The organism is Streptomyces rugosispiralis (assembly GCF_024505145.1).
Taxonomy (GTDB): domain Bacteria; phylum Actinomycetota; class Actinomycetes; order Streptomycetales; family Streptomycetaceae; genus Streptomyces; species Streptomyces rugosispiralis.
On the sequence record NZ_JANIAA010000017.1, the window covers coordinates 1 to 20210 of the forward strand.

A 20210-nucleotide genomic window follows, 5' to 3' on the forward strand; every position below is an offset into this window, starting at 1 on the left:
CCCGTCCCATCGGCGGCCGCCGCGAACGGCTTGCAGCGACCGTCCGGCGCCAGGCCTCGCTGACGGCTGAACTCCACGAAGGTGGCGGGGGTGGACATCACCGCCACTCCGCCCGCCAGCGCCAGGGAGCACTCGCCCTGCCGCAGCGCCTGCGCGGCCAGATGCAGCGCCACCAGCGACGACGAGCACGCGGTGTCGATGGTCACGGCCGGGCCCTCGAGACCGAAGGTGTAGGCGACCCGTCCCGATGCGATGCTTCCGGACCCACCCGTGGCGAGGTAGCCCTCGGCGCCCTCGGGGATGCTCCGGAGCTGCGAGCCGTAGTCGTGGTACATCAGTCCAGCGAAGACACCGGTCGCACTGCCCCGAAGGGTCGTCGCGTCGATTCCGGCCCGCTCGAACGCCTCCCATGACGTCTCCAGCAGCAGCCGCTGCTGCGGGTCCATCGCCAGGGCCTCACGCGGCGAGATGCCGAAGAAGGCCGGGTCGAACTCGCCGGCGGTGTGCAGGAAGCCGCCCTCCCGCGCATAGCTCTTGCCGTCCGCCTCCGGGTCGGGGTCGTAAAGCCCCGCCACATCCCAGCCACGGTTGACGGGGAAGCCGGAAATGGCCTCGTCACCCGCCGCGAGCAGCCGCCACAACTCCTCCGGGGACCGGGCGCCACCGGGGAAACGGCAGGCCATGCCGACGATCGCCACCAGGTCGTCATCGGTGTCCGCCTTGCCGGTGGGCAGGGTGGGCCGGGCGGTACGTACGCCGTCGTCCCCGCCGGTCAGCTCCTGGTGGAGATGGCGGGCCAGGGCGATCGGGTTCGGATAGTCGAACACCAGCGTGGCCGTGAGGCGCAGCCCGGTGGCCGTGCCCAGGCGGTTGCGCAGTTCCACCGCCGTCAGCGAGTCGAAGCCGAAGTCCTTGAAGGCGCGGCCCGGCTCCACCGCGGCCGCCCCACCGTGTCCGAGCACCGTGGCCACGCACCGCCGCACCAGGTCCAGTACCAGGCGTTCGCCGTCCTCATCCGATGACGCCGTGGCAAGCCGTTCCCGCAGGTCACCTGCGGCACCGGTGCCCTCCGCCGCGGCCCGGCGCGCCATGGGCCGCACCAAGTCCCGCATGATGTACGGCACTTCGCCGTCGGCGTCACGCGCCTTTGCCGGGTCCAGCCGCATCGGGATGACCACGGGCAGTTCCCCGGCACATCCCGCGTCGAACAGGGCCAGGCCCTCCTCCGGCGACAGACCGTCCACTCCGGCCCGGCCCATGCGCCGCAGATCCGCCTCGGCAAGTCCACCGGCCATTCCGTCGGCCTCGTCCCACAAGCCCCAGGCGAGGGACAGACCGGGCAGCCCCGAGGCCCGGCGGCGCCGTATCAGGGCATCGAGGAAGGCGTTGGCGGCCGCGTAGTTGGCCTGTCCGGCCGTGCCGAAGGTCCCGGCGGCCGAGGAGAACACGACGAACGCCGACAGGTCCATCGCCTCGGTCAGCTCGTGCAGGGTGATGGCCGCGTCCATCTTCGGGCGCAGCACCGCGTCCACGCGCTCCGATGTCAGCGACGCGATGACGCCGTCGTCGAGCACTCCGGCCGTGTGGACCACTCCGCGCAGCGGATGTGCTTCGGAGACGCCCTTCACGGCGGCGGTCAGGGCGTCCCGGTCGGCCACGTCGCAGGCGGCCCAGCTGACCGACGCGCCCGCCGCCACCAGCTCGGCCGCCAGCGCGCGGGCGCCGGGGGCGCCCGCGCCGCGACGGCTCACCATCAGCAGATGGCGTACGCCGCGCTCGGCCACGAGGTGGCGGGCGACCAGCCCGCCGAGCGTGCCGGTGGCGCCGGTCACCAGGACCGTGCCCTCCGCATCCCACACCGCCGAGGGCGTCGCCGAGGGTGTCGCGGCTTCGGCGGTCGGGGTCGTCGGGGCGGTCGGGGTCGTCGGGGCGGTCGGGGTCGTCGGGGTCGTACCTGTGGTACGTACCCGGCCCAGGCGGGGCGCCAGCAGCCGCCCGCCGCGCACGGCCACCTGGGGTTCGCCACTCGCCACCGCCGCGGACAGCTGGGAGAGGGCCTCGGGGGTCAGTGGCCTGCGCCCGAACTCGTGCTCCGATTCCCGAGCCCCACCGTCCAGGTCGACCAGGACGAACCGATCCGGGTGCTCGGTCTGCGCGGTCCGCACCAGGCCCCATACGGCGGCCGCCGCGAGATCCAGCACCGCCCTGTCGTTCTGGCTGCTCGCATCGTCCTCGACGGTCACCGCGCCATGCGTGGCGATCACCAGGCGCGATCCGGCGAACCGCTCCTCGGCCAGCCATCCGCGCACCAGCTCCAGCGCCCGATGGATCACGTCCCGTATCGCGTCGGCCTCGGTCGGCCCATCGCCCTCGGCGGCGGGCCCCGGCGGGACCACACACACCACCGCCGGCGGCACGGCCCCTTCGGCGCCGATCGCCTCCCCGAATGCCGCCATGCCGTGCCAGTCGACGCCGTCCAGCGGCGCCACCTCGGCACAGTTCGCGGGTGTCTCGGCGCCAGGCAGAACGCTCCAGTTCAGCTGGAAGAGGGACTGATGCGCCGCCCCGCGCGCCGCGTTGACCTGCTCCGGGGAGACGGGGCGCGTCACCAGCGAGTCCACCGTGGCCACCGGCGCACCGGTCGCGTCGGTCACCTCCATCGACAGCGCCATGCCATCGGGGCCCGTCGGGGTGAGGCGTACGCGCAGCATGGCGGCGCCCGCCGCGTACACCGACACCCCGCTCCATGAGAACGGCAGCCGGATCTTCTCAGGGACGCCGGTGGCCCGCGACGTTCCGGTGGCCGCGGCTCCCACGGCGTGCAGGGCGGCGTCCAGCAAGGCCGGGTGCAGGCCGAAGCGGCGCGGGTCCTGCTCCACCTCGTCGGGCAGCGCGACCTCGGCGAACACCTCGGTCCCGCGCCGCCACACGGCACGCAGCCCCTGGAACACCGGTCCGTACCGCAGCCCCGTTTCGGCAAGCCGCTCGTAATGCCCGTCCAGCGCCACGGGTTCGGCGTCCCTCGGCGGCCATACGGAGGCGGGGAGGGCGGGCGGAGCGGAAGTGGACGGCTCGGGCGCGAGACTGCCCGTGGCGTGTCGAAGCCACGGCCCTTCCCCGCCGTCATCGCGTGAGTGCACGGTCAGCGTCCGGCGCCCCGAGTCGTCGCCATCGGAGACCGTCACCCGCACCTGTACGCCACCGTGCTCGGGCAGAACCAGCGGTGCCTCGAGCGTCAGCTCCTCCAGCCGGGGGCATCCGACGCGGTCGCCCGCGTGCAGCGCCAGCTCGACGAACGCCGTCCCCGGCAGCATCACCGCCCCCAGCACCTCATGGTCGGCCAGCCAGGCGTGCGTACGCGCGGACAGCCGACCGGTGAACAGGCAGCCGTCCGAGTCGGGCAGCGTCACCGCGGCACCAAGCAGCGGATGCTCCGCGGAACCGAGCCCCGCCGAGGCCACATCCGCCGTGACCGCGGCCGACTCCAGCCAGTAGCGCTCCCGCTGGAAGGCGTACGTGGGCAGCTCGACGGTCCGGGGGCGCGCCGGTGCGAGCAGTGCCGCCCAGTCCACGAATCGACCCTGGACATGGATATGAGCCAGCGCTTCGAGCAGCGAGGCGGCCTCATCACGACCGGTGCGCAGGGCGGGGGCGAAGGTGGCGTCGGGAGCGCACTCCTGGCCCATCCCGGACAGCACACCGTCCGGGCCCAGCTCCAGATGGGTCGTGGCGCCCTGGTCCACCAGACTCTTCACGCCATCGGCGAAGCGCACGGTCTCGCGGACGTGCCGTACCCAGTAGTCGGCGGAGCACAGCGTCTCGGCGTCCGCCACCAGACCCGTCACGTTCGATACGACGGGGATGCGGGGGCTCGCGTACGACAACCCCTCGGCCACCCGGCGGAACTCCGCCAGCATCGGCTCCATCAGGGGCGAGTGGAACGCATGCGACACCCGCAACCGCTTGGTCTTGACACCCCCGGCCTCCAGCAGCCCGGCGACCTCCACCACGGCATCTTCCGCACCGGAAATCACGGTCGAACGCGGACCGTTGACCGCCGCCACACTCACCTCAGCCTCACGACCAGCCAGCAACGGCACCACATCCGCCTCGGCGGCCTGCACCGACACCATCACCCCACCCGACGGCAACGCCTGCATCAACCGCCCACGAGCCGCCACCAACACACACGCATCCCGCAGCGACAACACACCCGCCACATACGCCGCCACCAACTCACCAATCGAATGCCCCGCCACGAAATCCGGCCGCACACCCCACGACTCCACCAACCGGAACAGCGCCACCTCCACCGCAAACAACCCACACTGCGTAAACCCAGTCTCATCCAGACCCGACGCATCGCCGAACACCACATCCCGCAGCGGACGCGCCAACACCCCATCGAACAGCGCGCACACCTCATCAAACGCATCCGCGAACACCGGGAACGCCTCATACAGCCCCCGCCCCATACCGACCCGCTGACTGCCCTGACCCGAGAACAACACCGCCAACTTCCCCGGCACCACAGAGCCCCGCACCACCCCCGCCGCCGGAACGCCCTCCACCAGCGCTTCCAGCCCGGCCGCAAACCCCTCACCGTCGCCCGCCAGCACCACCGCCCGGTGCTCGAACGCTGACCGCGTGGTCACCAGCGACGAGGCCACGTCCTCAACCGACGCCTCAGCATCCATGCCGCCACGTACCGCCGAGAGCAACCGTTCCGCCTGCGCCCGCAACGCACCCTCGGACTTCGCCGACACCACCCACGGCACCGACTCCGGGGCCCCCCGCCCCTCATCCGCCGGCTCGGCAACGCCCACCTCTGCGGGGGCCTGCTCCACGATGACATGGGCATTCGTCCCGCTGATGCCGAACGACGACACACCCGCACGCCAGGACCGGCCCGTGTCCGGCCACTCCACCGCATCCGTCAGCAGCTCCACCGCACCCGCCGACCAGTCCACATGCGGCGACGGCTCATCGACGTGCAGCGACTTGGGCAGCACCCCATGCCGCATCGCCAGCACCATCTTCATCACGCCCGCGACACCCGCGGCCGCCTGTGTATGACCGATGTTCGACTTCACCGAACCCAGCCACAGCGGCCGGTCCTCGGCGCCGCGCTCCCGCCCATAGGTCGCCAGCAGCGCCTCGGCCTCGATCGGATCGCCCAGGGCCGTGCCCGTGCCATGCGCCTCGACCGCGTCCACCTCGGCGGGCGACAGTCCGGCGTTCGCCAACGCCGCCCGGATCACGCGCTGTTGGGAGGGTCCGTTCGGCGCGGTCAGGCCGTTTGACGCACCGTCCTGGTTGATGGCGCTGCCCCGCACCACCGCGAGCACCTGGTGACCGTTCCGCCGCGCGTCCGACAGCCGCTCCAGCAGCAGCATCCCGGCGCCCTCGGCCCAGCCCGTGCCGTCCGCCGCCGACGCGAACGGCTTGCACCGGCCGTCCGGGGCCAGCCCCTGCTGCCTGCTGAACTCCACGAACAGCCCCGGGGTCGGCATCACCGTCACACCACCGGCGAGCGCGAGCGCGCATTCGCCCTGGCGCAGCGACTGGACCGCCAGATGCAGGGCCACCAGGGAGGACGAGCAGGCGGTGTCCACCGTCATCGCCGGGCCCTCGAAGCCCATGGTGTAGGAGATACGGCCGGAAGCGGCGCTGACGGTGTTGCCGGTCAGCAGGTACCCCTGCAGCTCGTCGGAGGCGTCGTGCATCCGGGGACCGTAGTCCTGGGACATCGCGCCCACGAAGACACCGGTTCGGCTCCTCTCCCGCCCGGCCGGGTCGATCCCCGCGCGTTCGAAGACCTCCCAAGAGGTCTCCAGCAGCAGCCGCTGCTGCGGATCCATCGCCAGCGCCTCGCGCGGCGAGATCCCGAAGAAGGGGGCGTCGAAGTCCCCGGCGTCGTAGAGGAATCCGCCTTCCCGGGTGTACGTCGTCCCGGCTCGTCCGGGGTCGGCGTCATACAGCCCGGACAGATCCCAGCCCCGGTCCGCCGGAAACGCCCCGATGGCGTCGCCACCGGAGGCGATCAGCTGCCACAGCTCCTCGGGCGACCGCACGCCACCGGGGTAGCGGCAGCTCATGCCCACGATCGCGATCGGCTCGTCGGGGGCCACGCCGACCGGTGCCGACGCGGTCTCCTCGGGCCCGTCGTCACCCAGGAGCCTGTCCCGCAGATGGCGTACCAGGGCCCGGGGGGTGGGGTGGTCGAACAGCAGCGTGGTCGACAGTCGCAGTCCGGTCGTGGTGTTCAGGCAGTTGCGGAAATCCACGGCGCCGAGCGAATCGAAGCCCAGTTCCTTGAAGGTCCGACCCAGCTCGACGGCTCCCGGTCCTTCGTACCCCAGTGCGGTGGCGACCTGGTCACGTACCAGGTCCGCCAGCAGCTCCGCTCGCTGGGCGTCGTCCAGCGGGGCCAGACGTGCGCGCAGGAGCGACGCCGCATCGGTCGCCGACGTGTGGTCCGCGCCGCCCTCGGGATCGGCCGCGTCGGCGTCGACGAGCGGGCCCGGCTGCGGCAGGGCCTGGACGTCCAGCCAGTACCGCTTGCGCTGGAAGGCGTACGTGGGCAGTTCGACCCGTCGCGCGCCCGTCCCCGCGAACATTCCCGCCCAGTCGACGGGGGCCCCGCCCACATACGCCTCGGCCACGGAGGTCAGGAAGCGATCCAGGCCGCCCTCGTCGCGGCGCAGCGACCCGATGGCCGCCACCGCAGAGCCATGCTGCTCGGCGGTCTGCTCCACCCCCACCGTGAGTACGGGATGGGCGCTGGCCTCGATGAACACCTGGAAGCCAGCCGCCAGCAGGGCGCGTACGGTCTCCTCGAAGCACACGGTCTGCCGCACATTCCGGTACCAGTACCCGGCGTCCAGGCCGGTCGTATCGAGTACTCCGCCGGTCACCGTCGAGTAGAACGGCACCGACGACGCGCGAGGAGCGATGCCCGCCAGCTCCCGCGCCAACTCACCCTCGATGGACTCGACATGGGAACAGTGCGAGGCGTAGTCCACGGGAACGCGGCGGGCCCGGATCTCCTCCGCCTCGCACGCGGCCAGCAGCTCGTCCAGCGCGTCGGCGTCACCGGAGACCACGACCGCCGAGGGCCCGTTCACCGCCGCCACCGACAGCCGCTCGCCCCACGCCGCGAGCCGCTCCCGCACCGCCTCCACCGGTAGCGACACCGACACCATGCCACCACGCCCGGACAACACCCGCAGCGCCTTGCTCCGCAACGCCACCACACGCGCCGCATCCTCCAGCGACAACGCACCCGCCACACACGCCGCCGCGATCTCACCCTGCGAGTGGCCGATGACCGCGGCAGGTTCCACACCGTACGAACGCCACAGCTCCGCCAGCGACACCATCACCGCGAACAGCGCAGGCTGCACCACATCCACCCGCTCCAGCGCCACGGGATCGCCGAGCACATCCACCAGCGACCAGTCCACATACGGCGCCAGAGCCGCCGCGCACTCCCCGATCCGCCGCGCGAACACCGGCGAGGAATCCAGCAGCCCCGCAGCCATCCCCACCCACTGCGACCCCTGCCCCGGAAACACCAACACCGCACGGCCATCACCACCCGCGGCCACGCCCCGCACCAGCCCCGGAGCACCGCCCCCCTCAGCCACCGCGCCCAAGCCCTCGGCCAAAGCCGCACGGTCGGACCCCCACACCACCGCACGGTGCTCGAACGCACTGCGCGTCGTCGCCAGCGACCACCCGACGTCCCCGGCCGACAGCTCCACCCGCCCCGCCACATACGACGCCAGCCGACCCGCCTGCGCCCGCAACGCCGCCTCGGAGCGGGCCGACACCACCCACGGGATCCGGCCCGGAGCGCCCTTCCCATCGGCTCCCGTCACGTCCCGGGCACCCGCAAGCTCCGGAGCACCGGACAGCACCACGTGGCAATTGGTCCCGCCCACTCCGAACGAGCTGACCCCGGCGGTCAGCGCCTCCCGCGTCCCCGCGGCATCCGCGAGCCACGGCTCGGATGCCGTCTGCACCCGCAGCCTCAGCCGGTCCAGCGGAATATCCGGGTTGGGCGTCCGGAAGTTGAGGCTGGGGAAGAGTTCGCCGTGCTTGAGCCCCAGGGCCGTCTTGATGAAGCCGACGACACCGGCCGCGCCCTCCAGATGACCCACGTTGGTCTTGGCCGACCCCACCAGCAGCGGGGCGTCGGCGGGCCGCCGAGCCGCGCCCAGGACCGCGCCCAGCGCCGCCGCCTCGACGGGGTCGCCGACCCTCGTGCCGGTGCCGTGGAGTTCCACGTACTGAACACCGGCCGGGTCGACTCCGGCCTGCCGGTAGGCACGGCGCAGGAGGTCCTCCTGGGCCTCCTGGTGGGGGGTGGTGAGGTGGTCCCCGCCACCGTCGTTGTTGAGTGCGCTGCCGCGGATGACGCAGTACACGGAGTCACCGTCGGCGAGGGCGTCCGCGAGGGGCTTGAGGACGACGGCGCCGCCGCCCTCGCCGCGTACGAAACCGTTGGCGCGGGCGTCGAAGGTGTAGGTGACGCCGTCCGGTGACAGCCCGCCGAACCGGGCGGCGCTGACGCCGCTTTCGGGGGCGAGGTTGAGGTGGACGCCGCCGGCGATGGCGATGGATGTCTCGCCGCGGCGGATGCCTTCGCAGGCCAGGTGGATGGCCGCCAGCGAGGACGCCTGTCCGGCGTCGAGGGTGAGGCTGGGGCCGCGCAGGCCGAGGTGGTAGGAGACGCGGTTGGCGATGATGCCGCGGTGGAGTCCGGTGAAGCTGTGCCGGTCGATGGCGTCCGGGCCACCCCGCCGGACCAAGGTGGCGTAGTCGTCCGCGATCACACCGATGTACACGCCGGTGCGGCTGTCGCGGAGCCGGTCCGGAACGATTCCGGCGTCTTCGAGTGCCTCCCAGGCCAGTTCCAGGGTCAGGCGCTGCTGGGGGTCCATGGCCGCGGCCTCGCGCGGCGAGATGCCGAAGAAGGCGGCGTCGAAGTGGTCGATCCGGTCCCGGTCCAGGAATCCGCCCCGCCGGGGGGCATCGCTGCCCCCGTCCCCTCGTCCCTCGGGGGCCTCCGTGATGGCGTCGGCGCCGTCGCGGAGCAGTTGCCGGAAGGTGGCGGGGTCGGGTGCTCCGGGGAGGCGGCAGGACAGTCCGACGACCGCGATCGGCGCGTCCGTCGTGCTCGGCGAGGTGCCGGCGGAACCCTTCATGAGCGTGACTCCCTGGATCCAGGAACGTGGGGCGCCGGGCGCACACCAGCGCAACGCGAAGGTCTGCGCCGCGCCCGGGTAGGACAGCGGGACAGGAGAACGAGATGGCGAAGCGGGCGGGAACGGACGGGACATGGGCGGGCGGTGCCCTCCCGCGTGGCGGATGCCACGCGGGGCGCTCATGTCCCACGGCCGGTGGACCGTGACCCTGGCCCGTGGCCCTGGTCCGCGATCCGTGTTCCCGTGGCTTCGTGGATGTCTTGTGGGTCTGGCCGGGGGCTAGTAGATGCCTTCCGGCGCCGATCGCACGACCTGCAGTGGCTTGACGTTGGCGACCCCGTCACACGGCCACTCCGGGCCCGTGTCGTACCGCACCGCGAGGTCGCGCTCCAGCACATTGGGCAGGAAGAGGTCGTCGTGCAGGACGGTCAGCCGGACCTGGCCCTGCTCGCCGTATCCGACCACCTCGGACCAGTCGTCCTTGTCGACGACCGCCATGGTCACCTGCGGGTAGTTCGGCAGGTACGGCATGAGGGCGCCGTCGTCCTCCGCGGGCAGGCCCACGGTGTTGCCGAAGGTGTTGGCGTAGGTGACGACCACCAGTCCGCCGCCCAGGGCCCGGTGGAAGGATTTGCGCATGGCGGGGGTGGCGTGTGTCCCGCTGAGCCGTACGCCCTTCAGCCGCGCCACCAGCTCGGGCCTCGCCTTGATCAGGGCCTGCAGCAGGGCCGGGGTGGTGACGAGGTAGTCGACCGGCTGGTGCTCCAGGACCGCGGCGATCTGCTCGGTGATGTGGGCCGTGTACTCCTGCGCGTCCTTGAGTCTGCCGTCGCGGAGCAGCCGCTTGACCCAGCGGGGGTCGAAGTCGATGCCGTACACCCGGCCGTCGTAGAGGTCGGCCAGGTCCACGGCGCCGTGTCCGATGAGGTGTGGTCCGGTGGGGGTGGCCTGGAGCCAGGTGCGGCCGGGCTCGAATCCCTCGCGCTCGATCACCCAGCGGCGCCACGCGGCGCGGTGCTCGAGCATCGGCTCGGTGTAGTACACGCGGCACGGGTTGCCGGTGGTGCCTCCGGAGTCCCAGATCCGGCCGGTCAGGGGCCGGGGCACGGCCTGGGGCACGAGTTCGGCGGGGTCCAGGGTGCGCAGGTCGCCCAGGGGCATCGGGCCGAACGCGGTCAGCTCGTCGTGGCGGGTGATGTCCCGTGGGTCGATGGCGAGTTCGGCGGCGCGCTTGAGCCAGTACGGGGTGCCGGTGTCGGGGTCGAAGTGGCGGCGGACGACCCGGCGGGTCCAGGCGTCGATGTCCTGCGACAGCCACTGGTCGATCTGCTCGGTCACGTCCTTCACCGCGTCACCCCGGCTTCCGTGGAGGGGAGTTCGATGCCGAAGTCGTAGACCGCGGTCATCGCCTCGAAGACATGGTCCGGGGATTCCACGTGGACCACGGGGAAGGCCGCGGTCTGGAAGGTGCCGAACGCGGCGGGGCCGAGCACCAGACCGAGTTCGGTGCCACCGTCCTCCAGCCCGCCGATCATGTGCGGGACGCTCACGGGGGCGGTGGGGTTGCGCCGGAAGAGATCGCGGATCTCCTCGGCGGTGGTGAGGGCCTTGCGCTCCATGCAGGAGTGCACGGGCACCCGTGGGTCATGGAAGGTCATGGCCTCGAGCGTGGGCTCGAGGAAGTCGCTGATGTGCTGCTGGAGCGGCGAGTGGAAGGCCGCGCCGTGGTCGTCGGACACATGCAGCGCGCCGGCCGGGAACCCCGTGCCGAACTCCTGGAGCGCGGAGCGGTAGCCGCCCAGCAGCACCATGCGCTCCTGTCCCGTGCCGACCTTGCCGAGGTCGGCGGAGAGATACACATCGGGGACGTCGGCGAGCAGGTCGTCGGGGGCGGTGTCGTACGGGATCCGCAGCATGGCGACGGCCTGCGGGCCGCTGTCCGTGGCCGGCGGGGGTACTTCCCGCAATCGCATCAGCAGGGTGAAGAGGTCCTCACGCCCGACGGCTCCGGCGAGTGTCGCGCCGACCAGTGCGCCGAAACTCAGTCCGCATACGGCGGCCGGTGTTATGCCGTATTCCTCGGCGAGAACATCCGCAATTCCTAATACGGCCGCGGCCTGACGAATGGCGCCGATCCCTTGTCGATGCTCTTGTCCGGGTTGCCGTTCTTCTTCGAATATCCGCTGGACTTCGATACCCGTCCACCCGGCGATTCGTTGATAGGTGTGCTGCACACTCGGAAAGAGTTCATACAGCTCTGCGCCGGCTCCCGGCTGATCGTTCATACCACCGTCGAGGACATACGCAAGCGTCACCCCGAAACCCCCGTTTCCGCCCGTTCGCACCGGGCCAAAGCGTGCCGCATCGCCGCGGCACCCCATGAAGTGCTCCCCCGAGATCCCCGTTCCGCTAGCGGGTCTCAAGAATCACCCAGCTGTTCGCGTGGGCTCATCAAACCTCTCGCCGCCAAGGCGTGTCAAGCAAGATCCACATGCTGTGCGCCACTTTTGCCTAACCCCGGTCGACCCCATTGCGCAACCGTATTTCGACGTCCTCGCGGGGGCCGCCGAGCTCCTCCCAGACCTGGTCAAGGGCCTTGACGAACATCTCCACCGCGGAGATGGAATGCACGGCTCCGGGTGCCACCCGCAGGATCTCCTCGCCGGCCCGTACGCTGGGGGCGTTGATCGCCTGCACATAGATGCCGTGCCGCTCCAGCAGGGCCGTGGACATCCGCTTGCACAGGGCCTCGTTCCGCACCAGCACGGACACGATGTGGGTGAGATCGGAGATGAAGGGGATCCGGCGCTCCTTCAGCAGCCGGTGCATCAACTGTGCGTTTGCCCACAGCCGTTCCCTTTCGGCCTCCGAGGAGCGCAGATGGCGCACGGCGGCGAGGGCGGCGGCGGCCACGGCGGGCGGCAGCGCGGTGGTGAAGATGAAGGAGCGGGAGAACATCCGCACCGCCTCGATCACCTCCGCCGGGCCCACGATGTACCCGCCGTTGGTGCCAAAACCCTTGGCCAGCGTGCCCATGATGACGGTGAACCGGTCGGCCAGCCCCTCGCGCGCCGCGATGCCCGCGCCCTGCGGGCCGTACATGCCCACCGCGTGCACCTCGTCGAGGAAGGTCATGGCACCATGGCGCTTGGCGATGTCGGCGATCTCGGCGAGTGGCGCGATGTCGCCGTTCATCGAGTAGACCGACTCGGCGACGATCAGCTTGGGCGCGTCGGGGTCGGCGGCGGCGAGCAGCTCCTCGAGGTGCGCGGTGTCGTTGTGGCGGAAGATCCGCTTCTGGGCACCGCTGTGGCGCAGGCCGTCGATGATGGAGGCGTGGTTCAGCGCGTCGGAGAAGACGACGCAGCCCTCCATGCGGCCCGCGATGACGGACAGCGCGCCGTCGTTGGCGGTGTAGCCGGAGGTGAACAGCAGCGCGTCGTCCTTGCCGTGGAGCGCGCTGAGTTCCTTCTCCAGAGATACGTGGTAGTGGTTGGTGCCGCCGATGTTGCGCGAGCCGCCGGCGCCCGCCCCGTACTGGTCGACGGCTTCCTTCATGGCCTCCAGGACGGCGGGGTGCTGGCCCATGCCGAGGTAGTCGTTGCTGCACCAGACGCTGATCCGGGAGGTGTCCTCGACGCCGCTGACGCTGGCGGCGGGGAACTGACCAGCGAGCCGTCCGATCTCCAGGAACTCTCGCTTTCCACCGTCAGAACCCTCGGTGAGGCGCGAAAACAGGTCCAGATATTGGGTCGTCACGTCCACTCACTTCGCTTTTAGGCTACTTGGGGATCGCGCAGAAAGCGGGATGAGCCGTAACGACCCCCCGTCGGCGCCAATCTACATGCGGTCGGCCGTCAATCGGTATGCCGAAAGGCAACTTCCGCACCTCCGACCCGGTTTCACGGCAAGAAACTGACGGGTGGATGGGAGAAGGTTGCCATGACGGGGACCGGGTGTCATCCTGCAGCGGGAAACGGCACCTTGAACTCATCGGCACACGGCGAACTGGAGTTTCGATGTCTCCGACCGACAATTACGTCCGACGGGTCCTCGAGGCTCTATCGGCCGATTCGGAGCGGGTTGCCCTGCTCCGCGACGATGAGCGGTGCACCGCCGGTGAGTTCGCCCATGCCGTGGTCACCGCGGCGGAATTGCTGCGCCGCCAGATAGCGGAGGAAGAAATTCCGGTCGTGGCCGTACTGACGGTCGCCAACACCCCGGCCACCATCATTCTGCGCTATGCGGCGAACCTCATCGGTGCCACGGTGGTCCATCTGCACTCCACCAACGCGGTGGACCCCACCGATCAGCTGGCCACCCGCGAGCGGCACGAGATCCTGAAGAAGACGGGCGCCACCTTCCTCGCCGTGGACGAGGAGAACCTGGGCCTGGCCCGGGAGCTGTGCGAGCGTCTGCCGGAGCCACCCCGGCTCGCCGCGCTGGGCTCCCTCGGCCCCGATGTGCTGGACCTGACCACGGGCGACGCGGACGCCTTCGATCTGACGGTCGTGGAGACCGACCCCGAGCGCCCGGCCGTGGTCCTGTTCACCAGTGGCACCAGCGGCACCCCGAAGGGGGTGACCCTCCCCTTCCGCGTCCGAACTCTCTATCTGCGGGCGGGACTTGACGCTCCGGGCCCGATCACCTATCTGTCCACGCTGCCGGTGAGCCACTCCAACGGCTCGGGCGCCGACCTCGCCCTCGCCTCCGGTGGCACGGTGGTGCTGCACGACGGCTTCGACGCGAGCGCGGTGCTCGACGCGGTGGAGCGCCACCGGGTGTCCGCGCTCACCCTCACCCCTCCGCAGCTGTACATGCTGGTGGACCACCCGGCCATCAAGGACACCGATCTGTCGAGCATCCAGATCATCTCCTACGGCGGCTGCCCCGCCGCCCCGGCCCGGCTGGCCGAGGCGGTCGAGGTGTTCGGCCCGGTGTTGCTGCAGTTCTACGGCACCACCGAGACCAGCGGGATCAGCGTGCTCGCCCCGCCGGACCACTTCGACCCCGAACTGCGGTCCACCGCCGGCCGGCTGACCGCCGAGGTGCGCATCCGCGACGTGGACGACCAGCGCGATCTGCCGGTGGGCGAGATCGGTGAGATCTGCGTACGGTCGCCGTTCAACATGCTCGGCTACTGGCGCGAGCCGGAGCTGACCGCGGAGTCCGTACGCGACGGCTGGGTGTACACCGGCGACCTGGGCGCCCTCGACGAGCGCGGCTATGTGCGACTGCACGGCCGGGTGGGCGAGGTGATGAAGACCAACGGGATCAAGGTCCATCCCACCGCCGTCGAGAACGCGCTGCTGACCCACCCCGAGGTGGCCCAGGCCGCGGTGTACGGAGTGGCCGACGGGGACCGGGTGGAGCACATTCACGCCGCCGTGGTGCTCCGGCCCGGTGGCGCCGCCGACTTCACCTCGCTGCTCGACCATGTGTCCGGTGAGCTCTCGCCCAAGCATGTGCCGGCCGCCATCACCTTCCACGACGACCTTCCGCTGACCGGTGCGGGCAAGCCGGACAAGCAGCGGCTGGCCGCCCAGCGGGCCGGGGCATGACGCTCACCGCGGCGGCGGTGCTCGCCGAGTCCGCGCTGCGGCGCCCCGACCACCCCGCGCTCGTCTTCGGCTCGCGGCGCATCACCTACCGCGAGCTGTGGGACGCCACCCGGCGGTACGCCGCCGTACTGCGCGACCAGGGCATCCGCCCCGGCGACCGGGTGGCGCTGCTGCTGCCGAACACCCCGCACTTCCCGATGGTGTACTACGGGGTGCTGGCGCTCGGCGCCGTGGCCGTCCCGGTGCACGGTCTGCTGCGCGCCGACGAGATCGTCCATGTGCTGCGTGACTCGGAGTCGAAGGTGCTGGTGTGCGGGGCGCCGATGCTCACCGAGGGCGCCAAGGGAGCGGAGGTGGCCGGGGTTCCGGTGGTCACCGTGCTGGAGGAGCAGGACGGCGGCCGGCCGCGCCTGGACACCCTCGCCGAAGGCACCGAGCCCATCGAGCGGTGTGTTCCGCGCGAACCCGGCGACCTCGCCGTGGTCCTGTACACCTCGGGCACCACCGGCCGTCCCAAGGGTGCGATGATCACCCACTTCAACCTGGTGATGAACGTGAGCACCACGATGCGCTCGCCGTTCGATCTCGGCCCCGACGATGTGCTGCTCGGCTGTCTGCCCCTGTTCCACACCTTCGGGCAGACCTGCGGAATGAGCACCACATTCCTGGCGGGCGGCACGATGGTGCTGATGGACCGGTTCGACGGCCCCCGCGCGCTGGACCTGATGGTCACCGAGGGGTGCACCGTCTTCATGGGCGTGCCCACCATGTATCTGGCCCTGCTCGACGCCGCCGCCGAGGACCCCCGCCGCCCCGCCCTCGACCGCGCCTTCTCCGGGGGCTCAGCGCTTCCGGTGAAGGTGCTCGAGGACTTCCAGGCGGTCTTCGGCTGCCCGATCTACGAGGGGTACGGGCTGACCGAGGCATCACCGGTGGTCGCCTACAACCAGAAGGCGTGGCCGCGCAGACCGGGGACGGTGGGGCGCCCGATCTGGGGCGTCGAGGCGGAGATCGCCGCGGCCGATGTGGAGGACCGCGTCGAGCTGCTGCCGACGGGCGCGGTCGGTGAGATCGTCATCCGTGGCCACAATGTGATGGCCGGTTACCTCAACCGTCCGGAGGCCACGGCCGAGGTGCTGGTCGACGGCTGGTTCCGCTCGGGCGACCTCGGCACCAAGGACGCGGAGGGCTATCTCACCCTCGTGGACCGCAAGAAGGACCTGGTGGTGCGCGGCGGCTACAACGTGTATCCGCGCGAGGTCGAGGACGTGCTGATGCACCACCCGGCCATCGCCCAGGTGGCCGTCATCGGACTGCCCGACGAGGTGTACGGCGAGGAGGTGTGCGCCGTGGTGCGGCCACGCCCCGGAACGGCTCCGGACGCGGCACTCGGCTCCGGGATCGTGGCGTGGGCCAGGGAGCGGCTCGCCGGGCACAAGTACCCCCGCCGCGTGGAGTTCATCGACGCCTTCCCCCTGGGCCCCAGCGGCAAGGTGCTCAAACGCGAACTCGTCGGCCGCTTCACCACCGGCCGGTAGCCGAAACCGACCGGTAAAGATTTGTCGTCTCAGGGGAGTTCCTGGCGGATACCTTTACCCGCACCCGCGCCCTCCACCACTATGGGCACTCGTCTCACTGTCGGTGACGCGAGGAGTGGTGAGGGTGACCGACCCGCACGGAACCGAACCCGATGCCACCACCGGACAGCTGTCGTACGCCCGACTGTCCGACACGGAGCTCACCGAGCGGATCCGCTCCGGGGCGCCCACCGCCCTCCCCGCCACCCAGGAACTGAGGGAGCGCCACCTTCCGGCGGTGCTGTCCTACGCCCGGCTCTGCGGCAGGGCCCAGGCCGACGCCGACCAGCTCGCCGACCTCTCCTTCGGCCTCGCCGCCCAGGAGACCTGCCGGGGTATCGACCCCTGGGGGCCGTGGCGCCACCATCTGCTGCTGCTCGTCCAGCGGGTGGCCGCCACCTGGGCGGAGGGCAGCCGGGAGGAGCGGCTGGACCCCGCGTTCGCCGAGTGGCTCCACAACTCCGGTACCGCCACGGGCGGTACGGCCGGACTCCCGGGGCCGAGGGAGCGTTCGGCCATGCTCGGCGGCTTCCTCAGCCTCTCGGCGCGCACCCGCGACGTCCTGTGGTACAGCGTGATGGAGGAGGAGCCCGACACGGTGGTGGCCACCTTCGCGGGGGTGGCGCCGCACACCGTGCCCACGCTCCGGGAGACGGCACAGGGCGCGCTGCGCGAGGCATGGCTGCGGACCCATCTGGAGCGCGGCGGCGAGCAGACCTGCCGGGGGTTCCGGGGCCTCATCGAGGCGGCCGTACGGCCGGACAACCCCCGGCGCTGCGACGACCTGGACCGCCATCTGTCCGGCTGCCCTTCGTGTGCCGGGGTGTACGGCGACCTGATACGGATGGACGAGGACCCCCGGCCCGTGATCGCCGATGGGCTCCTGGGGTGGGGTGGGACGGCCTATGTCACGGCGGAACCGGTCGGCGGTGTGCCGTCTGCGGGGTCGGCGGCACCGTCGCCCGCGCAGCCGCCGGGGCCGGAGCCTCCCCCGGCCCCGGCTCCCCCGCCGCCGTATCCGCCGGTGGGGTCCACCGGTGTCGCGGGAGCCGGGGCGTATGTGCCGATGGACGGTGGCTCCGTGGCCCGTCGGCGCCGATGGGCCTGGACGGGGTCCCGGCAGCCCGCGACGGCCGCGCTGGTCGCGGTGGCGGCCGTGGCGGCGGTGGCCCTCACCGTCGCCCTCCTGGTGTCCGACGGGGACGACATGGCCCCGGCCGGCCGTGCGAACACCCCTGCGCCCACGGCCACCCCGGCGGCTCCGTCGTCGGACCCGACGGCGGATTCCCCGCCCCCGACGAAGGGGCCACAACGCCCGCCGAACCCCGGCGGCATGACCGAACCGCCGACCACCGCCCCCGCCACCACTCCCCCGAGCACCGCCCCGGCGCCCGCCGCCCCGATTCCGGACGACAGCTTCACGGCGGTGATCAACGGCGGCTCCGGGCTCTGTCTGGACATCCGCGACCAGCGGTTGGAGAAGCGCACGGACGCCATCCTGGCCCGGTGCGGCGGGAGCGACACCCAGCGGTGGCGGCTGGACTCCCAGGGGCTGCTGCACACCGAGGCCGACCCCGACTTCTGTCTGGACTCGCGCGGGGACACCGACCGGGGTGTCGGCATCTGGCCGTGCTCCTCCGCCGACGGCGACAACGGCGAGAACCTGCGGTTCGCGGTCGACCGCGACGGGGTGATCCGCCCTCATATCGCACCCGACTTCGCGGTCACCCCGGACGGTGACGACCCCGGCAGCGAGGTCGAGCTGCGCTCGGCCGAGGACCGCGACGACCAGCGGTGGAACGCCGGTCTCGGGGACGCCTCGGCCGATGTGTCGGTGTCGGGCCCCGCTCCACCCCGCTGACCACCGGCGGCGCCCTCAGTCCGCCGTGCTTCCCGCGCCGGTCGGGCGACGGAAGAGGGCCGTCCACAGGAACGGCTCCCCGAAGAGCGGGGAGCCGGACGGCTCGTCGCGCATCCGGCGCAGCTCGATCTCGGTCAACTCGGAGAAGATCCAGCGCAGGGAATCCGGTGTGTAGGCGAGGCCACCGTGGAGCCCGGACTGCCGGTAGCAGGCCACGTCGGGGAGTTCGGAGCCCATCGCGCCCGCCGCGAAGCAGGTGAGGGCGAGATGGCCACCGGGGGCCAGGGCGCGCTCGAGGAGCGCCAGGTAGCTGATCCGGCGGTGCGGCGGCAGATGGTGGAAGCAGCCGGAGTCGCAGATCAGGTCGTACGGCCCGGCCAACTCGCCGACGGTGAGTGCGAAGGCGTCGCCGCGGTGGAAACGGATCTCGGCCCCGGTCGCACGGGCGCGTTCCTCGGCCCAGGAGATGGCCGTGGGCGAGAGGTCGACGGCGTCCACCGTGCAGCCCTGGGAGGCGAGGTGGAGGGCGTTACGGCCGGGGCCGCACCCGAGGTCGAGGGCCCGGCCCGGGGTGATCAGGCCACGGTCGAGGTATGACACCAGATGCTCGTCGGGCTTCGCCACGAAGAACGGCACGGCCTTGGAGCGGTCCGCGTAGAAACCGTCCCACCACGAGGCACCGTCGGCCGTCCAGCGGTCGGCCTCCGGTGCGAAGAGGCCGTCCAGGAGCCTCAAGACGTCGTCCACCGTGCGTATGTTCCGGTCCACGTCCTCCCCTTTCCCGAGGGGTGAAACATAGCCACGGGTCTGGAGAAAGACCAGCTCAGAGGGTATGCGGCAAGGGCGCGGACGGGCGTCGGCGGGGCCGGGGGCGAGGTAGCGGAGGAGTTGTCCGCGGCTGCGGGCACCGGCCGCCCACGTACCCGCGGAAGGCCGCCAAGGGGCCGGTTTCGGCGGCCCCGAGGCGCCTTTCTCATCGTCGTGTCGGCCGGTTCACCGTGTCGGCCCGTTCTTCGTGTGGTCGGCCCGTCAGCGGGTCATCCGGCGTCCAGGCCGAAGAAGGTGATGGCCCGTGCGGCCATTCCGGAAATCGGGAGGGAGTGTCCGGTGCCCTGAACGCTGATCGCCTCAACGGGGGCCTGGTTGCCCGTGGCGCCGTAGCGGGTGCGGGTCCAGGAGGACTGCGGATGGTCCGTGAAGACGGGGGTCTGGCTCACCCCGAGCACATTGGTCCACTGCTTGATCTCCTCGCCGAAGTTCGGATAGCGCAGGGTGCCGTCCGCGGTGCCGTGCCACAACTGCATCCTCGGCCGGGCGCCCTGGTATCCGGGGTAGGCCCCGCGCGCGAGGTCGCCCCACGCCTGCGGTGTCTTGGTGATGGTGCCGTTGGCGCAGGCGGTGTTCCAGCCGGATCCGTCGGTGGTGGCGAAGCAGCCGAAGGGCACGCCGGCGAAGGCCGCGCCCGCCTTGAACACATCCGGGTAGTCGCCCAGCAGGACGTTGGTCATCATGGCGCCCGACGAGGCGCCGGTGACGTACACCCGGTTGGGGTCGGCGTTGTGGCGCTGCTGGGCGTAGCGGACCATCGAGACGATGCCCACCGGGTCGCTGCCGCCGTCGTGCCGCAGCGCCTGTGGGGAGGAGACGTCGAAGCAGGCGCCGCTTCTGGTGGCGGAGGGGTAGATGACGATGAAGCCGTACCGGTCGGCCAGGGAGGCGAACTCGGTGCCTGAGTAGAACGCGGGCCCCGAGCCGGTGCAGTAGTGCACCGCCACGACGACGGCGGGCCGTGCCGCGACGTTGTTCGGCACGTACTCGTACATGCGGAGGTTGCTCGGGTTGTTGCCGAAGCCCGTGACCTCGGTGAGCGAGGCGGCCGCCGCGGGTGGCGGTGCCAGCAGGAACAGCGCGGCGAGCAGCGGCAGTACGCCGCCGAGTAACGCCGCGGCCATCGACCTCGGTGTCCTTCGGCGGCGGCCGGGCGTGCGGGTGGTTTCCG

The 20210-nt window shown here is 71.4% G+C and carries 8 protein-coding genes and 1 pseudogene; 3 read left to right on the forward strand and 6 right to left on the reverse strand.

Going from position 1 to position 20210, the window contains the following annotated elements:
- From NP777_RS23980 to hemA, 4 genes are all read right to left on the reverse strand, one after another.
- Nucleotides 1-9212, reverse strand: a 9212-nt coding sequence (locus NP777_RS23980; protein ID WP_305890075.1) for a type I polyketide synthase, incomplete at its 3' end; no start/stop codon positions are given.
- Between the two features lie 279 nt (nt 9213-9491).
- Nucleotides 9492-10559 (reverse strand): arylcarboxylate reductase, encoded by a 1068-nt coding sequence (locus NP777_RS23985; protein WP_256652251.1) that lies wholly within the window; start codon nt 10557-10559, stop codon nt 9492-9494.
- Complete coding sequence (locus NP777_RS23990) at nt 10556-11185, reverse strand: hypothetical protein (protein ID WP_256652252.1); 630 nt, start codon at nt 11183-11185, stop codon at nt 10556-10558. The genes NP777_RS23985 and NP777_RS23990 overlap by 4 nt, the downstream gene beginning before the upstream one ends.
- 538 nt (nt 11186-11723) lie before the next feature.
- A complete protein-coding gene (gene hemA, locus NP777_RS23995) occupies nt 11724-12977 on the reverse strand; it encodes a 5-aminolevulinate synthase (RefSeq protein ID WP_391858562.1) in 1254 nt (417 codons plus the stop codon).
- Between the two features lie 254 nt (nt 12978-13231).
- On the opposite strand from hemA, the gene NP777_RS24000 reads away from it, so the two are divergent.
- The 3 genes from NP777_RS24000 (at nt 13232) to NP777_RS48145 (ending at nt 18211) form a co-directional block, all read left to right on the forward strand.
- Entirely contained in the window at nt 13232-14773 is a 1542-nt protein-coding gene (locus tag NP777_RS24000) for an ANL family adenylate-forming protein (protein ID WP_256652254.1), read from the forward strand.
- On the forward strand, nt 14770-16311 hold the full coding sequence (locus tag NP777_RS24005; protein WP_256652255.1) for a long-chain-fatty-acid--CoA ligase: 1542 nt from the start codon (nt 14770-14772) through the stop codon (nt 16309-16311). The genes NP777_RS24000 and NP777_RS24005 overlap by 4 nt, the downstream gene beginning before the upstream one ends.
- A gap of 124 nt (nt 16312-16435) precedes the next feature.
- Entirely contained in the window at nt 16436-18211 is a 1776-nt protein-coding gene (locus NP777_RS48145) for a ricin-type beta-trefoil lectin domain protein (protein ID WP_256652256.1), read from the forward strand.
- A gap of 15 nt (nt 18212-18226) precedes the next feature.
- Here the strand turns inward: NP777_RS48145 and NP777_RS24015 are convergent, their stop codons facing one another.
- Together NP777_RS24015 and NP777_RS24020 are read right to left on the reverse strand one after the other, a co-directional pair.
- Nucleotides 18227-18979 (reverse strand): class I SAM-dependent methyltransferase, encoded by a 753-nt coding sequence (locus NP777_RS24015; RefSeq protein WP_256652257.1) that lies wholly within the window; start codon nt 18977-18979, stop codon nt 18227-18229.
- 272 nt (nt 18980-19251) lie between these two features.
- Nucleotides 19252-20163 (reverse strand): annotated as a pseudogene (locus tag NP777_RS24020) (extracellular catalytic domain type 1 short-chain-length polyhydroxyalkanoate depolymerase); the annotation flags it as partial.
- Nucleotides 20164-20210 lie beyond the last annotated feature (47 nt).